General features: G+C 36.7%; 21 protein-coding genes and 1 other annotated feature. Of the genes, 13 read left to right on the top strand and 8 right to left on the bottom strand.

The genetic code is table 11. From position 1 onward, the window contains the following. The first annotated feature begins 47 nt into the window (after positions 1 to 47). Together C9J37_RS12245 and C9J37_RS12250 are read left to right on the top strand one after the other, a co-directional pair. The gene (locus C9J37_RS12245) at positions 48 to 419 is read left to right on the top strand and encodes a YisL family protein (RefSeq protein ID WP_107895571.1); all 372 of its coding nucleotides are present in this window, start codon (positions 48 to 50) and stop codon (positions 417 to 419) included. Positions 420 to 641: 222 nt separating this feature from the next. Beyond that, entirely contained in the window at positions 642 to 2,117 is a 1,476-nt protein-coding gene (locus tag C9J37_RS12250; protein ID WP_107895572.1) for an alpha-amylase family glycosyl hydrolase, read from the top strand. A 161-nt stretch (positions 2,118 to 2,278) separates the two neighbouring features. On the opposite strand, the gene C9J37_RS12255 is transcribed toward C9J37_RS12250, so the two are convergent. Then, entirely contained in the window at positions 2,279 to 3,136 is an 858-nt protein-coding gene (locus C9J37_RS12255; protein ID WP_107895573.1) for a fatty acid kinase binding subunit FakB, read from the bottom strand. Positions 3,137 to 3,373: 237 nt separating this feature from the next. Continuing rightward, on the bottom strand, positions 3,374 to 4,183 hold the full coding sequence (locus C9J37_RS12260; protein WP_107895574.1) for a Cof-type HAD-IIB family hydrolase: 810 nt from the start codon (positions 4,181 to 4,183) through the stop codon (positions 3,374 to 3,376). A gap of 123 nt (positions 4,184 to 4,306) precedes the next feature. Here C9J37_RS12260 and C9J37_RS12265 point away from each other — a divergent pair, with 123 nt between their 5' ends. Further along, on the top strand, positions 4,307 to 5,071 hold the full coding sequence (locus C9J37_RS12265; RefSeq protein ID WP_107895575.1) for a serine aminopeptidase domain-containing protein: 765 nt from the start codon (positions 4,307 to 4,309) through the stop codon (positions 5,069 to 5,071). Positions 5,072 to 5,124: 53 nt separating this feature from the next. After that, the gene (locus C9J37_RS12270) at positions 5,125 to 5,433 is read left to right on the top strand and encodes a metal-sulfur cluster assembly factor (protein WP_107895576.1); all 309 of its coding nucleotides are present in this window, start codon (positions 5,125 to 5,127) and stop codon (positions 5,431 to 5,433) included. A gap of 175 nt (positions 5,434 to 5,608) precedes the next feature. On the opposite strand, the gene C9J37_RS12275 is transcribed toward C9J37_RS12270, so the two are convergent. Continuing rightward, complete coding sequence (locus tag C9J37_RS12275; RefSeq protein ID WP_107895577.1) at positions 5,609 to 6,304, bottom strand: Crp/Fnr family transcriptional regulator; 696 nt, start codon at positions 6,302 to 6,304, stop codon at positions 5,609 to 5,611. Positions 6,305 to 6,560: 256 nt separating this feature from the next. Between C9J37_RS12275 and C9J37_RS12280 the strand changes: the two genes are divergently transcribed. Further along, positions 6,561 to 8,687 carry an ATP-dependent Clp protease ATP-binding subunit gene (locus tag C9J37_RS12280; RefSeq protein ID WP_107895578.1) on the top strand — a complete coding sequence of 709 codons (2,127 nt, stop codon included), beginning with the start codon at positions 6,561 to 6,563 and terminating at the stop codon, positions 8,685 to 8,687. A 54-nt stretch (positions 8,688 to 8,741) separates the two neighbouring features. Here the strand turns inward: C9J37_RS12280 and C9J37_RS12285 are convergent, their stop codons facing one another. Further along, positions 8,742 to 8,936 (bottom strand): YjzD family protein, encoded by a 195-nt coding sequence (locus tag C9J37_RS12285; protein WP_107895579.1) that lies wholly within the window; start codon positions 8,934 to 8,936, stop codon positions 8,742 to 8,744. 110 nt (positions 8,937 to 9,046) lie between these two features. Here C9J37_RS12285 and C9J37_RS12290 point away from each other — a divergent pair, with 110 nt between their 5' ends. The 4 genes from C9J37_RS12290 to C9J37_RS12305 all read left to right on the top strand — a co-directional run bounded on the left by C9J37_RS12290 (position 9,047) and on the right by C9J37_RS12305 (position 11,873). Continuing rightward, a complete protein-coding gene (locus C9J37_RS12290; RefSeq protein WP_107895580.1) occupies positions 9,047 to 9,271 on the top strand; it encodes a hypothetical protein in 225 nt (74 codons plus the stop codon). Between the two features lie 63 nt (positions 9,272 to 9,334). Then, a complete protein-coding gene (locus C9J37_RS12295; RefSeq protein ID WP_107895581.1) occupies positions 9,335 to 10,273 on the top strand; it encodes a beta-ketoacyl-ACP synthase III in 939 nt (312 codons plus the stop codon). 30 nt (positions 10,274 to 10,303) lie between these two features. After that, a complete protein-coding gene (fabF, locus tag C9J37_RS12300) occupies positions 10,304 to 11,545 on the top strand; it encodes a beta-ketoacyl-ACP synthase II (RefSeq protein ID WP_107895582.1) in 1,242 nt (413 codons plus the stop codon). 97 nt (positions 11,546 to 11,642) lie between these two features. Beyond that, positions 11,643 to 11,873 carry a YuzI family membrane protein gene (locus tag C9J37_RS12305; protein WP_107895583.1) on the top strand — a complete coding sequence of 77 codons (231 nt, stop codon included), beginning with the start codon at positions 11,643 to 11,645 and terminating at the stop codon, positions 11,871 to 11,873. Here the strand turns inward: C9J37_RS12305 and C9J37_RS12310 are convergent. Continuing rightward, positions 11,857 to 12,165: an immunity protein CdiI family protein gene (locus tag C9J37_RS12310; protein ID WP_107895584.1), complete on the bottom strand. Its 309-nt coding sequence runs from the start codon at positions 12,163 to 12,165 to the stop codon at positions 11,857 to 11,859. The two genes, C9J37_RS12305 and C9J37_RS12310, sit on opposite strands and share 17 nt — an antisense overlap. 15 nt (positions 12,166 to 12,180) lie before the next feature. Continuing rightward, the gene (gene trpS / locus C9J37_RS12315; RefSeq protein WP_107895585.1) at positions 12,181 to 13,170 is read right to left on the bottom strand and encodes a tryptophan--tRNA ligase; all 990 of its coding nucleotides are present in this window, start codon (positions 13,168 to 13,170) and stop codon (positions 12,181 to 12,183) included. Between the two features lie 64 nt (positions 13,171 to 13,234). After that, positions 13,235 to 13,466: a binding site (T-box leader), on the bottom strand. Positions 13,467 to 14,016: 550 nt separating this feature from the next. On the opposite strand from trpS, the gene spxA reads away from it, so the two are divergent. The 4 genes from spxA to pepF all read left to right on the top strand — a co-directional run bounded on the left by spxA (position 14,017) and on the right by pepF (position 18,782). Beyond that, positions 14,017 to 14,412 carry a transcriptional regulator SpxA gene (spxA, locus tag C9J37_RS12320; RefSeq protein WP_024362527.1) on the top strand — a complete coding sequence of 132 codons (396 nt, stop codon included), beginning with the start codon at positions 14,017 to 14,019 and terminating at the stop codon, positions 14,410 to 14,412. A gap of 432 nt (positions 14,413 to 14,844) precedes the next feature. Continuing rightward, a complete protein-coding gene (mecA, locus tag C9J37_RS12325; protein WP_024362528.1) occupies positions 14,845 to 15,513 on the top strand; it encodes an adaptor protein MecA in 669 nt (222 codons plus the stop codon). A gap of 188 nt (positions 15,514 to 15,701) precedes the next feature. After that, positions 15,702 to 16,820: a competence protein CoiA gene (locus C9J37_RS12330; RefSeq protein WP_107895586.1), complete on the top strand. Its 1,119-nt coding sequence runs from the start codon at positions 15,702 to 15,704 to the stop codon at positions 16,818 to 16,820. Between the two features lie 144 nt (positions 16,821 to 16,964). After that, entirely contained in the window at positions 16,965 to 18,782 is a 1,818-nt protein-coding gene (gene pepF / locus C9J37_RS12335) for an oligoendopeptidase F (protein WP_107895587.1), read from the top strand. Positions 18,783 to 19,396: 614 nt separating this feature from the next. On the opposite strand, the gene C9J37_RS12340 is transcribed toward pepF, so the two are convergent. Both C9J37_RS12340 and C9J37_RS12345 read right to left on the bottom strand, forming a co-directional pair. Continuing rightward, positions 19,397 to 20,206, bottom strand: coding sequence for a DsbA family protein (locus tag C9J37_RS12340; protein ID WP_107895588.1), 810 nt, complete (start codon positions 20,204 to 20,206; stop codon positions 19,397 to 19,399). Further along, a complete protein-coding gene (locus tag C9J37_RS12345) occupies positions 20,199 to 20,606 on the bottom strand; it encodes a globin domain-containing protein (RefSeq protein ID WP_024362532.1) in 408 nt (135 codons plus the stop codon). The genes C9J37_RS12340 and C9J37_RS12345 overlap by 8 nt, the downstream gene beginning before the upstream one ends. Between the last annotated feature and the right edge of the window lie 113 nt (positions 20,607 to 20,719).

The raw sequence follows: 20,719 nt of genomic DNA on the forward strand, positions 1-20,719 counted from the left end.
GCGTGATAGGATAGAGTTTGATAGAAAAAAAATGAGGTGGGACAAAAATGGATTTTTTAACTAACCAAACACATTTGCACATTACAACTTGGGTAGTTGGCATCGTAATCTTTTTAATTGCAGCACTTAGTGGTAAGCAGTCCAAAGGCTTACATATGTTATTACGATTATTCTACATTTTAATTATTATTACTGGCGGGGCATTATTTATTAAAGGCATGGATTACGGTCAAGGTATGCTTTATGGCTTTAAATTTTTAGGCGGTATTTTCGTTATTGGCATGATGGAAATGGTATTAGTACGTCAAAAGAAAAACAAGCCAACAACAATGTTCTGGATTTTATTTGCAGTATTTTTACTGATTACAATGTTCTTAGGATTCAAGCTACCAATGGGACCAATGAATTTCTTTGCATAATGTTTAATAAAAGCCGTGAAGTTGCTTCACGGCTCTTTTATTTTCTTGAAGTGCCAGACACCAGAACAATTCTGAAATTTCTGTATTTTCGGGTTAACTTAATTTGACACCTTTTTGTCGTAATTCATTTTGCATTTCGGTAAAATATTTTGAAATGATAGCAACGTTACTGTTTTATTTGGTAAAATGACGTTGGATTGGTTTGAAAGAGAGGGAATAAAAGTGAAATTTAAGAAGTGGATAAGCGCGACAGCTGCATCGCTTTTACTGGCAACTTCATTAATAGGTGCAACACCGGCACACGCGGATGAAGTACAAACAAGAACGATTGCTGAAGAAAGCATTTTTGATTTACTCGTTGACCGTTTCTTTAATGGCTCAGGCACTAACGATTATGATACAAATACGCAAGACCCAACGAAATTTGCAGGTGGCGACTTCACCGGTCTACTAGATAAACTAAAATTTATTGGCGAAATGGGCTATACAATCGTATCCATTGGGACAATTTTTGACACAGAAGTATACGATGGTTCTATGCCAACGAGCTATAGTACAATCGAAGAGCATTTTGGAACAGCAGAAGAATTCCAAAGTGTGGTGAAGGCCTATAAAGAAAAAAATATGTCAATGATGGTGGACTTTCCTTTAAATAATGTAAGTCCTAATCATGAGTGGGCAAAAGATGCAGCAAAGCAAAACTGGATTGCCTCAACAAATAATGGGCACATTCAATGGGATTTAACGAATAAAGATGTTCAAGCTGCTTTAATCGAATCAGCAACAGAATTTGTTTCTACATATGATGTGGGTGGTTTACGTTTAACGAATATTGCGGGTGCTGACACAGCATTTATTAATGACATGATTAAGGCGTTAAAAAGTACCAACAAATCGTTATATGTGATTTCGAATGAAGAAAGTGATGCGAATTTTGATGCATCCTTCTCACCAGCTACAGCAGAGATTTACCGTAATATTTTCAAAAATGTAGATCAGGACTCTTCAAAGCTAATGGAGCCTTTTGCTGGTGAAAAGCCAACGCAAATTATGATTGATTCATTACAAACATATCGCTTTACATTTGATTCTGCTTCTGAAAATATGTTCCCACCAACACGATTGAAAATGGCGATGGGTGCGTTATTTATGCTGCCTGGTATTCCGGTTGTTCAGTATGGTACCGAAATTGCCATGAATGGGGAAGACAAACCTGACACGCATCAATTATACAATTTCAAAACAGATGAAGAGTTAATTGACTATATTAAAAACGTACAGTCATTACGTAACCAATCAGCGACATTACGAAAAGGTGATTTCGAAGTTATTACAAATGACAATGGTTTACTTGTGTTTACGAGAAAATCCGATGAAGAGCAATGGATTATTATGGTGAACAATACAGGAAAAACACAACGTGTCGATTTAACACCAGATCAAATTGGTGAGGGTAAAATGCTAAACGGTATTTTACAAGAAGAAAAGGTGCGAATTAATGAAAAAAATGTTTATCCAGTAATACTGGACCGTGAAATCGTAGAAATTTATCAAGTGAAGGACGATGAGGGACTAAATGTTCCTTACATGGTTGCGCTTGGATTGGTCTATGTTGTATTTATTGGCTTCGTTATAGTTATTATTAAACGCGGAAAAAAACGTCGTCAACAACAAGACGCTGCAAGTAAAAATAGCTAATTGAAAAAGTGTTAGATTGACTACAATCAATCTAACACTTTTTTGCTGTGAACGTAGTTGCTTATGATAGCGATTTGTCTAGGTTTCCTGGCGATTCGAAGACTTTTAGTGGCGATTTGTCTAGGTTTCCTGGTATTTCCTAGACTTCTACCAGCTTCACACTACGCTTGATAACTTTTATTCGTAAAGAAAATTGCAATTGTACCAGGCCCAACATGGGAGCCGATAACAGAACCAATCATTGTCATTTGGACTGCTTTTGGTGCAAATCTTTCTTGTATGGATGCTTTTACTTCGTTAGCAAAGGCCGAGTCATCACTATGGCTAATTCCGACAATTTTATCAGCAAAATTGCCACCACGCTCTTGCATTAAATCCAACATACGCGCAATGGCTTTTTTACGACCACGTGATTTTTCAATCGGTACGAGTTTACCGTCCTCTACATTCAAAATAGGCTTTATGCTAAGTAGTCCACCAAGAAAGGCACTCGCTTTCGAAACACGACCTCCTTTTGCAAGGTAATCTAAATCTTCCACTGTAAACAGATGCTCCATCTGTGAAGCGAGTAATTGTATTTTTGTTTCGATTTCATCAAGCGAAGTACCTGCTTTTCGAAGTTGCACGGCCTCTTCAACGACTAAGCCATAGCCTAATGAAGCACATTTCGAATCGACTATTGCTAGCTTTAATGTTGGATATTGTTCAAGTACTTGGTTGCGAATCATTAAAGCTGTACTATACGTACCTGATAATTCAGATGAAAAGGCGATATAGATGCCTTGCTCTCCGCTTTTTGCTAAGCTTTCGAACTGTTGCAGAAAGAGCTCTGGTGAAACTTGCGATGTTTTTGGATGAGCCCCTTGGCGAATAGCATCATAAACTTCCTTCGAATCAATCGACAAGACATCATCATATTCATTGTTATTTACTTGTACACGTAGCGGAAGTAGAATGACATCATTCTCTTCGTAGTATGACTTTGGTAAATCACAGCCACTATCAGTAAAAATTTTCATCATCTTGACCTCCTAAAAACTGTATTTACTAGACATGCTGGTATTATCTATTTCGTCCTGATTTACAATAATAGCATTAGATTCGCTTTTCTAAATCTAGAAGCTTGCCAAAAGCTATAACTTTATCCACTAGACGTATAAGCATTCAAGTGTACAAATAAAAATCAAATTTTACAAGCATTAGAGATGAAAAGCTTCTACAGAATAAAGTTTTAATAAATGAAAATGGTGCTTTAACTATGATAATTTTAAGCGTTCAATAAGTATTTTAGCAATGCCATCTTCATTATTTGTTGTTGTAATTTCGTTGGCTATGTTTTTTAGGCTAGAAATTCCGTTACCCATAGCGACCCCTATACCGGCATACTCAATCATTTCTAAATCATTGTCCTCATCGCCAAAAGCGATAATACGTTCACGTGGAATACCTAAATCTTTCGCTACATGTGAAATACCCACCGCTTTATTTAAGCCGCGGCGAACAATTTCAATAATGTGAAGTGGAGCACCCCAACGACGATGTTCAATCACTTCTGCATGGACAGCTTGTAAATGGTCGCGAATAATCATAGAATTTACTTCGTTTGCTTGAATTAGTAGACTCGTTGGATTGACTAATAGATTTGTCGAAATATCACCCAATGTAATTTTAGGATTGCCCATGTTAAAAATATTTAAAATCCGATCATCCTCCGTGTGCACATAGATGTCGTCCTTCACTTCAGCAATAATATTTTCATATTCATAGTGATTGACCGAATCAACCACTTCTTTTACAACGCTTAAATCAATCGGTGTATGCATTGTTTGCCAAGCAGCATTTTTAGGGTGGTGGACATAGGCTCCATTAAAATTAACAATCGGTGTTGTTAAACCAAGCTCATGATAGTAGATATCACTTGCACGATAAGGACGACCTGTGGCAATCATAACTTGATGTCCTTGTTCCTTAGCCTGCAATAATGTTTTTTTAGTTTTTGAAGAAATTTGTTGTTGGTCTGTTAATAACGTACCGTCTAAATCTAAAACGATTAAATGCTGTTTCATAGCTTGTTGCCCCTTTCCTATATGTTTGAATAGTATCGCTTTGTTATCCGTTCGTCAAAATTTTGTCACATTGTAAAAAGTTTGCTAACATAAAAAGGTAGATAAAAGTTGGGAGTGACAAGAATGTTTGTAAAGAATGAAATGTGGGGACAGATTCCTTTGTTACATATATACACAGACAATATGAATGAAAAAACCCCAGTAGTAATTTTTTTACATGGCTTTATGAGTGCAAAAGAACATAACTTACATTATGCTTACCAGTTGGTAAATAAAGGGGTGCGTGTCCTATTACCAGATGCAAAATTCCATGGTGCGCGTAGTGAAGGATTAACAGAGACTCAAATGAATTTACATTTTTGGGACATTGTCTTAAATTCTATTCATGAAGTAAAACAATTATATAAAGAATTAAAGAATAAGCAACTAGTAGCTAGCGATAAAATTGGTGTAGCCGGTACTTCAATGGGAGCCATCGTTACATCTGGCTGTTTAAAGCTTTATGATTGGATACAAACTGCGGCAATATGTATGGGTGGTCCAGCTTTTATCAAATTAGGAGCCTATCAATTACAGCAATTGGCTAAAAGCGGTGTAAAGTGGCCGATGTCAGAACAAGAAGCCCAAAAAACAAACGCACTTCTCGCAACGTATGATATTAGTTTAACGCCGGAACAGTTCGCTGTACGACCTGTGTTCTTTTGGCATGGTGAGCAAGATAAAACCGTACCATTTCAGGATACCTATGATTTTTATTGTACATTACGTGCATACTATGAAGAAAATCCGAGCAATTTAAAATTTATTGCAGATAAACATGCTGGTCATGCGGTGACACGTGAAGGTATGCTAGCGGCAACGGAATGGCTTGCACAGCATTTGGCATAATAAGAAGCATCTGCTATGATTAAGTTAACACTGTGACGAAAGGAGAAATACAGATGGATCAAGATATGAAAGACAGCATGCTAAGTGCATTAGAAAATGTAATTGACCCTGAGCTTGGTATTGATATCGTCAACTTAGGTTTAGTATATGATGTAGAATTAGATGACGAAGGTTTAGCGACCGTTACAATGACACTGACTTCAATGGGATGCCCAATGGGACCAGTGATTGTTGATCAAGTGAATACAGCTATGAGTGAACTACCTGAGGTGAAAAGTACAAATGTCAATATTGTATGGAATCCACCTTGGTCAAAAGATAAGATGTCTCGCTATGCGAAAATGGCGTTAGGCGTTCGTTAGGAAATTAGCTTCTTCTAGTGAATAAAAAATCCCTGCTTGCACATAACTGTAAGCGGGATTTTTTATTTAGCTTCCTTCATTTCTGTTAACGAGTGAAATGAAGGATATACACGGGCATTCAGAGGAGATTAAAAACGCGTATGAATTAGTTGCATTTACAAGGCTAATTGATAAATCAATCAATACGGCAAATTTGCAATGGACAATTTTCACAAGCAATTTCATCTTTTAAATATTGCAAATCTATAATCGTAATATAGCCTTTTTCGAAGGATAGAATATGATGCTTTTTTAAATCGTTCAACATACGGTTAATCATTTCTCTACTTGTTGCACACAAATTCGCAATCTCAGAGTTTGTTAATGGAAAATCAATAAAAATTGACCCATCTTCTAATGGCTTACCGTACGTATTCGAAAGGCGAATAAGCGTTGAAAATAAAGCACCTTTTTTACCGTTTAACACTAAATCGCGTAGACGACTTTGGTATTTTAAATTTTCTGTTTGCAACCACTTCATATACTCTAACATTAATTGCGGTTGCTCGACTAATAGGTGCTCTAATGATTTACGACTTAAAACATATAACGTGGAAGATTCTAAAACTTTTGCCGTCATCGAAAAATACGTGAGGTTACAAAATAATGAACCCTCGCCAATTATACTATCAGGACCGCAAATTCGAACGGTTAATTCTTTGCCGCTCTCGGTTTCTTGACTAATCGAAATAGCGCCTGTTTTAATATAATATATTTCTTTGGCACGTTCTCCTTCTAAGAAAATTTTACTATCCTTATTCACTTTGATGAAAACGCCATTATTTTGAAAAATCGCCTTTATTTTCTCTTGTGTACTATCCTTTAGTACCATATATCAAACACATCTCTTTCTTTTCGTAATAAAAATTACCTGTATTACAAAAGGATGATGGTAATCATTTCGATATACTAAAACAACGAAACATACCACTATTATAGCGTAATTTCCCATTGGCTAGTGTAAAATTTTTGAGCTTTTTTTTTGCTTGGCTTTGTCGATTGTTGTAAAATAAAGTTAGTCAAAAAAGGTCAAACTTTCATAAAACAAAATTAGGGTAAAAATATGAAAAGGGAAGAGGAGTGCTATTATGCAATTTCAACAAACAGATGATAAAAAACCATTAGAGCAATTTGGTCGTAACTTAGTCGAAGAAGTAAAAAACGGCAAAATGGATCCCGTCATTGGCCGTGATGAAGAAATTCGTAATGTTATTCGAATTTTAACACGTAAAACAAAAAATAACCCTGTGTTAATTGGTGAACCTGGGGTTGGTAAAACAGCCATCGTAGAAGGCTTGGCACAACGTATTGTTAAAGGAGATGTGCCAGAAGGCTTAAAAGAGTGCGTGCTTTATGAGCTGGATATGAGTGCATTAATAGCGGGTGCAAGTTATCGTGGGCAATTTGAAGAACGATTAAAAGGTGTGCTAAAAGAAGTGAAAGAATCTGAAGGGCGCATTATTTTATTTATCGATGAAATTCATACAATTGTTGGTGCGGGTAAAACTGATGGCGCGATGGATGCAGGAAATATGTTAAAGCCTATGCTTGCACGTGGTGAACTTCATTGCATAGGAGCGACTACATTAGACGAATATCGTATGTATATTGAAAAAGATCCTGCTTTAGAACGTCGCTTCCAACAAGTGCTTGTACGTGAACCATCTATTGAAGATACCGTTTCGATTTTACGTGGTTTAAAAGAACGTTTTGAACTACATCATGCAGTGCGCATTCATGACCGAGCAATTGTAGCAGCTGCTGAGCTTTCAAATCGCTATATTACTGAGCGTTTTTTACCAGATAAAGCGATTGATTTAATCGATGAGGCATGTGCGATGATTCGAACAGAAATTGATTCAATGCCACAAGAGCTAGATGCGGTGACTCGTCGTATTATGCAGTTAGAAATTGAAGAACAAGCATTGCGTAAGGAAAAGGATGAAGCGAGTAAAAAGCGTCTTGAACAATTACAAGAAGAGTTAACGAAGCTTAAAAGTTCATCAGAAGGTATGCGTCAACAATGGGAAGCAGAGAAAGAAACACTGCAAGGTATCCAGAAAAAACGTGAGTCACTAGATAAGTACCGTCGTGATTTAGACGAAGCGGAAAGTAAATATGATTTAAATAAAGCAGCTGAATTACGACATGGGAAAATCCCTGCACTTGAAAAAGAAATTCAAGAGATGGAAAAGCAATTAGAAAACGGTAGTGAGACACGTATTTTACGTGAAGAAGTAACATCCGATGAGATTGCTTCTATTGTATCTCGTTGGACAGGTATCCCTGTTACAAAGCTAGTTGAAGGGGAACGTGAGAAATTATTACGTTTAAAAGATACGTTACATGAACGAGTGGTGGGGCAAGATAATGCTGTTCAGCTTGTTACAGAAGCGGTTTGGCGTGCGAGAGCAGGCATTAAAGATCCACATCGCCCAATTGGTAGCTTTTTGTTCTTAGGGCCAACTGGTGTTGGTAAAACAGAGCTTGCTAAGGCACTTGCAGCACAGCTATTTGATTCGGAGGAACATTTTATTCGTATTGATATGAGTGAATATATGGAGAAACATAGTGTATCACGTCTCGTAGGTGCACCTCCAGGCTATATTGGCTATGAAGAAGGTGGTCAATTAACAGAAGCTGTTCGCCGTAATCCATATTCTGTCGTTTTACTAGATGAAATTGAAAAGGCTCATCCAGATGTAGCGAACATATTATTACAAATTTTAGATGATGGTCGCATTACGGATAGTCAAGGGCGAATGGTTAACTTTACAAATACCGTTGTTATTTTAACATCTAATATTGGCTCTAGCTATTTAATGGAGGCACAAAAAGATGATCCGGCAGTAGAAGATTTAGTGATGGCAGCATTACGTCAACACTTTAAACCAGAGTTATTAAACCGAGTGGATGATATTATTCTGTTCCATGCGTTATCGGAAGAACATTTTACAGCGATTGCTTGGAAATATGTTGAGCAGCTTGTAAAACGTGTAGCTGAACAGGAAATTACGTTAGATGTCGCACAAGACGTCATAGATTGGGTTGTCGAGCAAGGTGCAGATCCACAGTTTGGGGCACGTCCGTTAAAACGATTTGTGCAACGTTATATTGAAACAGCGGTTGCCAAGGAGTTATTACGTGGTGAAGTACTGCCAGGAGAAACTTTGCATATTAACATGCGTGATGGTCAGTGTGTAGTGGAAAAATAATAAAAAGAAAAAACCTGTCTTGCACTAGGCGAGACAGGTTTTTTATAAATGTGATTAATGATGGTCTGCAGCTTCTGGAGTTGGCTCGTTTGGAATGATTGCGCCAATAACAAAAATTAGTACAGAGAATACAACTGAAAGAATCGCACCAGTTTGGAAATCAAATGGTACTCCCATTACAGCGCTTACTACGTAGTTTAACATGGAAACTAGTAAGAATGACCATATGAACGTTACGATATATTGCATTAATTTCACCTCAACCGAACTATTTTAGTACATATACATTATCATATCATAACATAAGTCGAAAAAAAAGAACCTTTTATCAAAAAGTGAAGTATCGTGTCTTGTGATTTATGGCAATTTTGTCACAACAAAGTAGTAGATTGGCGCAACGCAAAGTGTTTGTGGCGATTTACACAGTTTTAGTGGCGCAACGCAAAGTGTTTGTGGCGATTTACACAGTTTTAGTGGCGCAACGCAAAGTGTTCGTGGCGATTTACACAGTTTTACCAGCGATTCACAAAGTCCCTGCTGTCATTTGTTATACTAATTTTAAATCATCTTGCACCATTCCTTAATTATGAGTTATAATTATGACCAGTTACTAATAATTGATAGTAAGAAAGCAGAGGGGTTGCTATATGAACGCAGGTATTATAGGGTTAGGCAGATACGTTCCTGAAAAGGTCGTGACGAATTTTGACTTAGAAAAAATTATGGATACGTCGGATGAATGGATTCGAACTCGTACTGGAATTGAAGAACGTCATTTTGCTGCAGATAATCAAGAAACTTCAGATTTAGCAGTAGCTGCTGCGAAAGATGCTATTGCAAAAGCAGGTATTACGCCTGAAGAAATAGGATTAATACTTGTAGCAACTGTAACGCAAGATCAAACATTTCCTAGTGTAGCATGTATGGTTCAAGAGCAAATTGGTGCGGTAAATGCAGCAGCAATGGACCAAGCAGCGGCTTGTGCTGGATTTATATATAGCTTAGTGACAGCAAAACAATTTGTAGAATCAAATGCTTATAAATATGTCTTAGTAGTAGGTGTTGAAAAGCTGTCAAAAGTCATTGATTGGGAAGATCGTAATACGGCAGTTTTATTTGGCGATGGTGCTAGTGCTGCCATTGTTGGCCCAGTATCAGAAGGTAGAGGGATATTATCATTTGAGCTTGGGGCAGACGGCACAGGCGGCAAACATCTATATTTAACACAGCAACAAACACTTGCGATGAACGGTCGCGAAGTATTTAAGTTTGCTGTACGCCAAATGGGTGAATCAGCAGTAAATGTATTAGATAAAGCAGGTTTAACAAAAGAAGAAGTTGATTTTTTAATTCCGCATCAAGCGAATATTCGAATTATGGAATCGGCACGTGAACGTTTAGCATTACCAGCGGAAAAAATGTCAAAAACGATTCACAAATATGGCAATACATCGGCTGCTTCTATTGGTATTTCTTTAGTAGAAGAGCTTGAAGCAGGTAAGATAAAAGATGATGATCTATTAGTACTTGTCGGTTTTGGCGGTGGCTTAACATGGGGTGCCGTTGCATTAAGATGGGGAAAATAAACACGATAATTGCTTGAGAGGAGTAAGACAATGAGTAAACGACGAGTAGTAATTACAGGAATTGGCGCAGTAACACCACTAGGTAATAGCATCGAAGAAACATGGGCAAACATTAAAGCTGGTAAATCAGGCGTTGGTGAATTAACACGCTTAAATAAAGATCTATTCGCTGCAAAAATTGCGGCTGAAGTAAAAGACTTTGATATTGAAAAGTACATTGAACGTAAAGAAGCTCGTAAAATGGATCGTTTCACGCACTATGCACTAGCTGCGTCAATTATGGCGATGGAAGATGCACAGCTTACAATCGATGAAGAGTTAGCGCCACGTGCAGGTGTATGGATTGGCTCTGGTATCGGTGGTATGGAAACATATGAACAGCAATTTTTAACATTCCAAGAGCGTGGCGCACGTCGTGTTAGTCCATTCTTTATTCCAATGATGATTCCAGATATGGCTTCAGGTCAAGTGTCTATTCACTTTGGTGCGAAAGGGATCAACTCTTGTTCAGTAACAGCTTGTGCATCAGGTACGAACTCAATCGGTGATGCATTTAAAGTAATTGAGCGTGGAGATGCAGATGTGATGATTTCTGGTGGAGCCGAATCACCAATCGTGACGATGGCAGTTGCAGGCTTCTGTGCAAATACAGCGTTATCTTTAAATACGGATCCTCAAACAGCTTCTCGACCATTTGATAAAAACCGTGATGGCTTTATTATTGGTGAAGGTGCCGGAATTGTTATTTTAGAAGAATATGAACATGCAAAAGCGCGTGGCGCAAAAATTTATGCTGAAGTTCTTGGCTACGGTTCAACTGGCGATGCGCATCATATTACTGCACCAGCCCCAGAAGGTGAAGGTGCTGCACGTGCCATGACGCAAGCATTACAAGATGGTGGCGTAGACCCTTCACAAGTAGGCTACATTAATGCACACGGAACAAGTACACCGTACAACGATTTATTTGAAACACAAGCTGTAAAAACGGCATTTGGTGAACATGCTTATAAATTAGCAATGAGTTCTACTAAATCGATGACAGGTCACTTATTAGGTGCTGCTGGTGGTGTTGAAGCTATTTTTACAGCACTAGCATTGAAAGAGGGCATTTTACCTCCAACAATTAACCTAACAGAGCCAGACCCTGATTGCGATTTAGATTATGTACCAAATGAAGCGCGTAAGGCGAACATTGAATATGCAATGAGTAATTCTCTTGGTTTTGGTGGTCATAACGCAAGTCTATTATTCAAAAAAATAGAGGAATAATGAAAAAACGTCAGCCTAATTTACAAGGCTGACGTCTTTTTTTTAAAGTTAGCGAATAGAAAAGAAAGTAAGAAGAAATAGAAAGGATGCCGTTTATTTGTTTCGTCTTTTTATATTTTTAATGAGCTATGGCTTAATGATACTTTCTATCGGCAATTTAATTTTATATTTGAACTATCGGACACTTGGTTATTCTTGGTCAGTAGTCTTAAAATTCATCATGCACACAACTGAATTTTATATGGCCATTGGAGCTTGTATTGTTCTTTGTAGTGTTGTGCTGGACTTTGGTTTCGATAAAACAGCGAATCTTAAAGATAAGGCTTGAATATCACAGGAATGGCGAATGCTTCTGCTACTTTTTTGGCCAAGTCTTCACCTTGTACATCATGGCTTTTCGCTAAAGTATCCATACCATCAATAAATGAATCTGTTTCAAGGTCAATCCATTCGCCGAAGTTACACATCCATGTTGTCAGCTCCGTTAATAGGGACTCGTCTAAAGGAAGTTGCTCTAATTCTAAATTGGCGTGACAATGGCCACACCATAATGGATCTGCACCAAAGTCACCTTCTAATAGAAGGGTTTTGATTGTTTGATGACAATGTTCACAGAGCATATGTTAATTCCTTTCTTAGCGGTTTGTGCGGCCTAGGCCCATTGCTTGTTCCATACGCTTTAAAGTTGCGCTTGCAATAGCATTTGCCTTTTCTGCACCTTCATCCAAAATAATGTCCAGTTCAGATGACTCTACAAGGTTAAAAAATCTTTCTTGAATTGGTGTTAGGTGGTCGATTACTGCTGAAGCGACACCTTGTTTGAAGCCACCGTACCCGATGCCTTCATACTTTTTCACCAAATCTTCAATTGCTACACCTGAAATAGCGGATTCAATCGTTAGTAAGTTTGAAACACCTGGTTTATTTTCAACATCAAATGCCACAATACCATCAGAGTCAGTGACAGCAGATTTGATTTTTTTCTCGATATCTTTCGCTGTATCTAAAAGTTTAATCGTTGCTTTTGTATTTGGATCAGATTTGCTCATTTTCTTTGTAGGTTCTTGTAATGATTTAATACGAGCTCCAGCTTTTGGTAACTGGATTTCAGGAATCGTTAACACTTCACCATAACGTTTGTTAAAGCGCTCTGCAAGGTCACGTGTTAGCTCAATATGTTGTTTTTGATCATCCCCTACAGGAACAATATTCGTGTTATATAATAAAATATCAGCCGCCATTAATGGTGGATAGGTTAAAAGAGCTGCTGAAACAGTCTCTTTACCATGTGATTTATCTTTAAACTGTGTCATACGCTCTAGTTCACCAATAGAAGCGACACATTGTAGCATCCATCCCGCTTGTGCATGAGCCGGTACTTCAGATTGAATGAATAACGTTGACTTTTGAGGGTCAATTCCAGTCGCAATATAAGTAGCAGCTAAATTACGGATGTTTTGACGTAACTCTTTTGGATCTTGCGCAACAGTAATGGCATGTTGGTCAACGATACAGTAGATAGCATTCCCTTCATGCTGTAGTGCTGGGAATTGCTTGAATGCACCAAGATAATTGCCTAATGTTACAATACCTGTTGGCTGTACGCCTGAAAAAATAGTTGTCATAATTAGTTCCTCCTCGGGGTTCGAAAAATAAAAAACATCATGCGTCCTCATTAGAATAAACTAATGAAGGGACGAATGATGTTCGAATCCGCGGTACCACCCTGCTTGCCTTAAAAGGCCACTTTGCTTCGTAACGTGAAGGGACGAGCTTTGCTAATGGGGTCAAGTGATGACTTGAACGTTCACAAAGCTAACTCGGAAGTCCATTCCAAATGCATACATGGTCTGTTTCCAGCAACCACAGACTCTCTATACATGTATATTGCAAATGTACTACTCTTCGTCAGCGTTTTTAACTACACTATTTAATGTGTAGAGAGTGTCTTTTCGAGAACAACAATCAAAAAACTGTTGACCATCCAGACTGGCGCAAATGCGCTTCTCTTGTTGCACAAAATTATAGTATAAAGACTTAGTTAAATGCAAGCCTGTAAATTCAGTCTTATGACTGAATTTTTTTGTATTGTAAAAAAAGGAAACCAATATTATCTAAAGTGCGTCTTAATTGTACACGTCTACATGACATTATTCTCGTTTGTGTTTTTTAATTGAGAACAACTAGTTTCGAGAAATTCATGTTTAAAATGACTTGTTACTGGGAATATTATTATTAGTTCATTGGACATAAAAAGAAAGTGAATACTTTATTGAATACATTAAGGTAGTATTAATAGACAGAATATTTTGTAACAAAGTCATATATCCTGTATTCTTTTTTTCCTTGGAACTATATTCAAATACAGCAGAGTGCTGTATAATGGAACTGTAGATTTACATTACATTAATTCTAATTTAAGAAATTGGTTTATAGATAACGAATACAAATAGAAAGGATGTGTCAGTATGATAGTTACTTTATTTACATCACCAAGTTGTACGTCTTGTCGTAAAGCAAAAGCATGGTTAGAGGAGCATGAAATTCCTTATACAGAACGTAATATTTTTTCTGAACCGTTAAGCATTAGTGAAATCAAAGAGATTTTACGAATGACGGAGGATGGAACAGACGAAATTATTTCTACTCGTTCTAAGATATTCCAAAAATTGAATGTAGACGTTGAAAGCTTACCTTTACAACGCTTATATGAATTAATTCAAGAATATCCTGGATTATTACGCCGACCAATAATTTTAGATGAGAAAAGACTGCAAGTAGGCTATAACGAAGATGAAATTCGACGATTTTTACCGCGTAAGGTTAGAGCTTATCAATTACAAGAAGCACAGCGTATGGTGAACTAAAACCCACTTAGACTGCATAGAATGATGTAGTAGGTGTTACAAATGCAAATGCATGTTGTGACATCTATTTTTTTATGCTTTACTTATGTAAAAACCTTCATTCCAAAACTAATATTTAATAGGTAAAAGTCATATATTTCCGTAAAAGTATGTTAAACTTGATTTAATACAAATAGTTTACTACAATTTCAATTATTCAAATATCTTCTTTGAAACGGTGTATATCCTTTTCATTTTATGAAAGAACAGCATACAATAGAATTAGAGACAACTGTGACCAAAAAAATACGATTGCGGTTGCTCGATGATTTTCTGTAGTGTGGTCAAAGGTTGAAAAACAAAGGAGTATGAAGGTTAAAAACAATGAATCAAAGCATACTAATGAAATAATACTGTTTTTCGACAAATGACAGTGAAGGGAGATGAGGTCTAGTGGACATCGAACGTGTAAATGAAAATACACTCAAGCTCTTTATTACGTACAATGATATAGAGGATCGCGGCTATAGTCGTGAAGAAATTTGGTACAACCGAGCAAAGGGTGAACAACTTTTTTGGGATATGATTGATGAAGTGAACACTGAAGATTATTTTGATGTAGAAGGCCCGATTTGGATTCATATCAATGCGTCAGAAGTAGGCTTAGAAATCATTGTCACACGTGCACATATTTTAAAAGACGGTGAAACATTAGATGGTCATTCACATTTTGATGAACAAAAAAGTATGTTTGCCCCATTTGACGAAGTTGGAGAGGATCTTCTTAGTCAATTAACTCAATTTGGTGACATGGATGAATCAGAGTTATTTATGGATACAGACATTTATGTTTATAAATTTAAAGATATTGATGAGTTAATCCCCGTTGCAAAACGGATGACAGATGACTTAGTGGATTCCTCATTATTCAAATATGAAGGTAGTTACTATCTTGTAGTAGACTTTGCGAATGCAGACGATGATTTAAATCGTCATGATAAAAACGCGATTATTAAAGAGTTTTTAAGCCCTTCTAATTTCACAATTCATCGCCTTGAAGAATATGGCGAAAAAATTATGGAATACGATTGCTTTGAAACTGTACGAAAATATTTTAGTTAACATCTTCATGCTTCTGACTCTCAGGGGCTTTCAGACTGTAGATATACTCAAAATTGAGTAGACTACAGTCTTTTTTTACGTTTTGAGATAAATGAGGGAAAGAAAAATCAATTTTCAAAGAAAAGCACATCATTAGTTGGCGTATAGAAAAACCTTTACTACAATGAGGCAAAAAGGAGAAGGATAACATGCTTATTGCCTACACAGACAAACAGCAATTATTTATTTCCTATCAACATTCAAGACAAGCTTTACGACAACTTCGCCAGCAATTACAATTTTTTTGTCCACAGTGTCAACAGCCCGTACAATTAAAAATTGGTAAGCTGAATATTCCGCATTTTGCACATATTACGAATGATTGTGATCATCAATTTGCGGAAGGGGAATCCAAGCTCCATTTGCAAGGGAAAATTCAATTATTTGAATGGTTGCAGTCACTTGGGCATACAGTAGAGCTGGAGCCATTTTTAAGGAAGCTATCACAAAGGCCAGATTTATTACTACAAGGTGAACATCAGCGCATTGCCATTGAATATCAATATAGTACAATAACAAAAGAAAACTGGCAACGGCGTACAGCAGGATATGAAAAGCATAACATTCAAGCATTATGGCTTTTTCAAACACCACAGAAAAAATATACTACAAATGCTATTCAAAAAATTAGAATTTCCCCTATCCATCAAAATGCAATTGCTTATTCATCCAACAATGTGCCGTATTTAGTTACATATGATGCGAGAGCAGCAAAATTTAATTATTGGACGAATTTACTTTATGTTCACGGTCATACTTTTATAGCGAAAGTACTCTCTATTCCACTCAACAAACAGCAATTCCCATTCTATGAGCCAAAGCCGATTACACATGAATCTTTTACTATATACAAGGGGATATATATAAGATTGTGTCAACAGTATGTAATGCAAAAATTATTGCGAAGTCGAAAGGGAGTTCAAGATCGTTTTTTACGGAGTTGCTATGACCAAAATTTTTCACTGAATGCACTGCCACATTACATTGGTATACCTGTTAAAAATGCACAGGCTATTCCGATGTTCTCAATTGAATGGCAGGTAATTTTATTAGATTATTGCAGGAAATTACAGTTGCTACCGTATGAGTTAAAGAAAGAAGATATTCGACTGTTTCTAAAGCTTCTTAATGTGGAGCCAACAGAATTGGGCATGCAAGCTGTTGAAAACTATGGAAACTTGTTAGGCCATCGTTTTTATCAAATGGATTGCGATAGTGCGATATGGAAGCGAGTATATACCTATATGTATAGTCAACCGTTTGTTTAAATCCCTTCATGGAGCTAATGTTTCGCTGTGGATAATCAAACTAGGATTTTGATGAGTTTAGCTACAGGGTATTATTTGCAATTGTCGCAATATATTGAGAAAATATGAGAGTACAGGAAAGTTATATATAAAGGGGGCTGGCTCATGGCTAGTAACAATAATCGAGTTTTAATGAGAAACGAAATACCGGTAGAATTAACTTGGCGATTGGAAGATATTTTTGCAACGGATACACTATGGGAAGAGGAATTTAAAAAAGTCGCAGAACTTTCGAAAGAAGCATCTAGCTATGCGGGTACTTTAAAAAATGGTGCAGAAGCTTTATTAGCTGTACTAACTTATTACGATAAAATTTATCAACGTACAATGAAACTCTATACGTATGCGCATATGCGATATGATCAAGATACAACGAATAGCTTTTATCAAGATATGAATAGTCGAATTCAAACGTTAGCGACAAATATTTCAGCAGCACTTTCATTTTTAACACCTGAAATTTTATCACTAAGCGAAGAAACAATTGAATCCTATTTAGCTGATAATCAGGATTTACAATTATATAAGCAATCATTAAAAGAAATTTCAATGACCCGTCCACATGTTCTACCAGCAGAACAAGAAGCATTACTTGCACAAATGGCAGAGGTGACAGGCACTGCTTCGAATACATTTAGTATGTTAAATAATGCGGATTTAGTTTTCCCTACAGTTAAAAACGAGGATGGGGAAGAAGTCCAACTAACACATGGTAATTACATTAAGTTTTTAGAAAGTAAAAATCGATCTGTACGTGAAGCAGCATTTAAAGCGATGTATGAAACGTATGGTCATTTTAAAAACACATTCGCTGCTACTTTGACAGGTAATGTAAAAAAACATAATGTGAGTGCACGAGTGCGTCATTATGAATCGGCGCGACATGCGGCATTGTCCAATAACTTTATCCCAGAAAGTGTCTACGATCAGTTAGTAGAGACTATTCACAAACATCTACCAACTATGCAACGTTATATTGCATTACGTAAAAAGTTATTAGGTGTAGATGAGTTGCATATGTGGGATTTATTTACACCACTAGTGCAAGAAGTAGATATGAAAGTTCCGTATGAGGAAGCTAAAGACATTTTAGTGAAAGCGTTAGCACCCCTCGGAAAAGAATATCAAGACATTGTCCAAAGTGGTTTCGATAATCGTTGGGTTGATGTTAAGGAAAATAAAGGTAAACGTAGTGGCGCGTATTCATCAGGAGCATACGGAACAAATCCATACATTCTCATGAACTGGCAGGACAATGTAGATAACTTATTTACATTGGCGCATGAGTTTGGACATAGTGTCCATAGTTATTATACTCGTAATAATCAGCCTTTTGTTTATGGAGATTATTCCATTTTCGTGGCCGAAGTGGCGTCTACATGCAATGAGGAACTATTGAATGATTATCTGTTGAAAACAATAGAAGATCCGCAGCAAAAAATATATTTATTAAACCATTGGCTAGACGGTTTCCGTAGCACAGTATTCCGTCAAACAATGTTTGCAGAATTTGAACATTTAATTCATCAGATGGATAAAAACGGAGAATCGTTAACAGCGGAACGTTTAACGGAAGTGTATTATAACTTGAATAAGCAATATTTCGGTGAGGATATGGTAGTTGATGAGGAAATTGGTCTGGAATGGGCTCGCATTCCACATTTCTATTACAATTACTACGTCTATCAATACGCTACTGGTAAATCCGCAGCTACGGCATTAAGTAAGCAAATATTAGAGGAGGGTGCTCCTGCTGTAGAACGTTATATTAATAACTTCTTGAAAGCTGGATGCTCTGATTTCCCGATTGAAGTGCTTAAAGCTGCAGGTGTTGATATGAATGTAGCAAAACCAATTGATGATGCTTGTAAAGTGTTTGAACAACGCTTAAATGAATTGGAAAAATTATTGTTGAATAATTAATAGGTATGGCTGTAGTAACATTACTACAGCCATTTTCTATTTTATGTAGAAATTAGCTTTTAAGAAAAAAGTAAATAATAATGTTTTTCTTTGATTTACAAATGATTAAAAGTTTCCATCTTGAAAAAATACTGTACTGTAATCGCTTTCTATATGACAAATTTGTGAATCTAAAGCAGGATTCATTGCTAAATTTATTATTCCATGATAAAGTGAATCTTGTGAAATAAATCACAAAACAAACATACACCCCTTTGTTTGAACGTGAACATTTCTCCCATCCCCTTTGTGAAAAAGAGGCGTCTCTATCTGTCGAGGATAGTGGCGCCTCTTTTATTATAGTTCTTTCCTGCTAATTCTATATATTCCAAGTCTTTTGTAGTTTTTTTCTTAGCGTCTTTTTTAACTAAGGTGGATAGATTGATATTCACTTAATGATAAGACGAAAGATGTAATCTTGTTGCCTTCATATAAGGTTTTAGTATCACTGTCTTTGACCTACAATAGGCACTTCCTATAATGAAAGATTATGACGTTATGAAATAAAAAAAAGAATAGGACTCAGTTATAAAATGGTTGAGTTCCTATCCTTTTGGCATAAAAGTATAATTGCATTATTTAATACGCCACAGTGTAGCGTGATCTGTTTGAATACGTTCAATCTTTTGTTGTAGCATACGTTTTTTTAATTCACGTTCTGCTGCTTGTTCTGTTAAGGAATAAATAAATGCTATGTCATTTGTAGAAAGTGTATGGTACTTTGAAAATAATTCTTCAATAGTGGGTAACGGTTGGCGAATTAACTGTTCATTCATCATTTCTTGTAAAATATGTTCATAAACTTCATAGTCATAGCTACCGCTCACTTTTAGCCCTTCATCCTCAATGCACTCATTGAAAAATACAATACTAGGTACTTCATCAACTTCCATTTCTCTTTTTATATAAAGATCGCATTGGAATGCACGTGCGGCTTCTTTTGAACCGAAATCGACCGTGAATTCATTCATATCTAACTGTACTTCCTCTGCAATTTTTAACAGCGTTGCATAGGAATTAACATCTTGATAATTCAGTAAAACATATTCTTGTAATTTCGACAAATAACGAGCGCCTGAACGTTTACCCTGTAATTCTGCCGCCTTTATGGCAATAGAGGGTAACACAGGGTGATTAATATCCAGTTCAATACCTGATTCGCAGCCCTTCATGCGCTTACTCAAACAATTAAGTGAAGAGAGCTCTGTGCTTAACACAAAGCGCCATGAAAAATAATGATTATACTCTAGTTGTAGTTTACGAATGATGGATTGCATACTAAAAGCTTCAGGACAAAGTGGATCTACGAAAATATACAATTCAATTGGCTTATTGGCAGTAGAAATCGTCGGTGTTGGTTCTTGCAACATTTGAATATTATTCACGTAATAATTCCCCCTCATCGTCATTAGGTGTATTAATCATGTGATGAGCTGTTAAAACTAAACGTTGGTAGTAGGTTTCACGGAACTTCCCTTCCAAACCAACCTCATCCATCGCTTCAGCCATACACTCTAGCCAAGCCTGGGCACGATCAGGTGTGATTGGAAAATTCATATGACGCGCACGCATCATTGGATGTCCATGCTCTTCTGTAAAAAGATTTGGACCCCCTAAATATTGTGTTTGAAATTGAATTTGCTTGCGGGCTGTCTCTGTCAAATCTTTAGGGAAGATTGGCATAAGATCAGGATGCTGTGCAACTCTTTTATAGAACGCATGTATGAGTTCAGAAAGTTTTTCAGCTCCAAGCTCCTCATAAGGAACAGTGTATTTTCGACTCATAAGTAAATGCTCCTTTTATTCTTTATAAGAAGTATATCGTAAAGTACAAATCAATATGTTCATGTACCATTTTATCTAATACTTTGTTGAATTGAAAAATGTGAATATCTTGT

It is taken from the genome of Lysinibacillus mangiferihumi, from assembly GCF_003049665.1.
Lineage (GTDB): Bacteria > Bacillota > Bacilli > Bacillales_A > Planococcaceae > Lysinibacillus > Lysinibacillus mangiferihumi.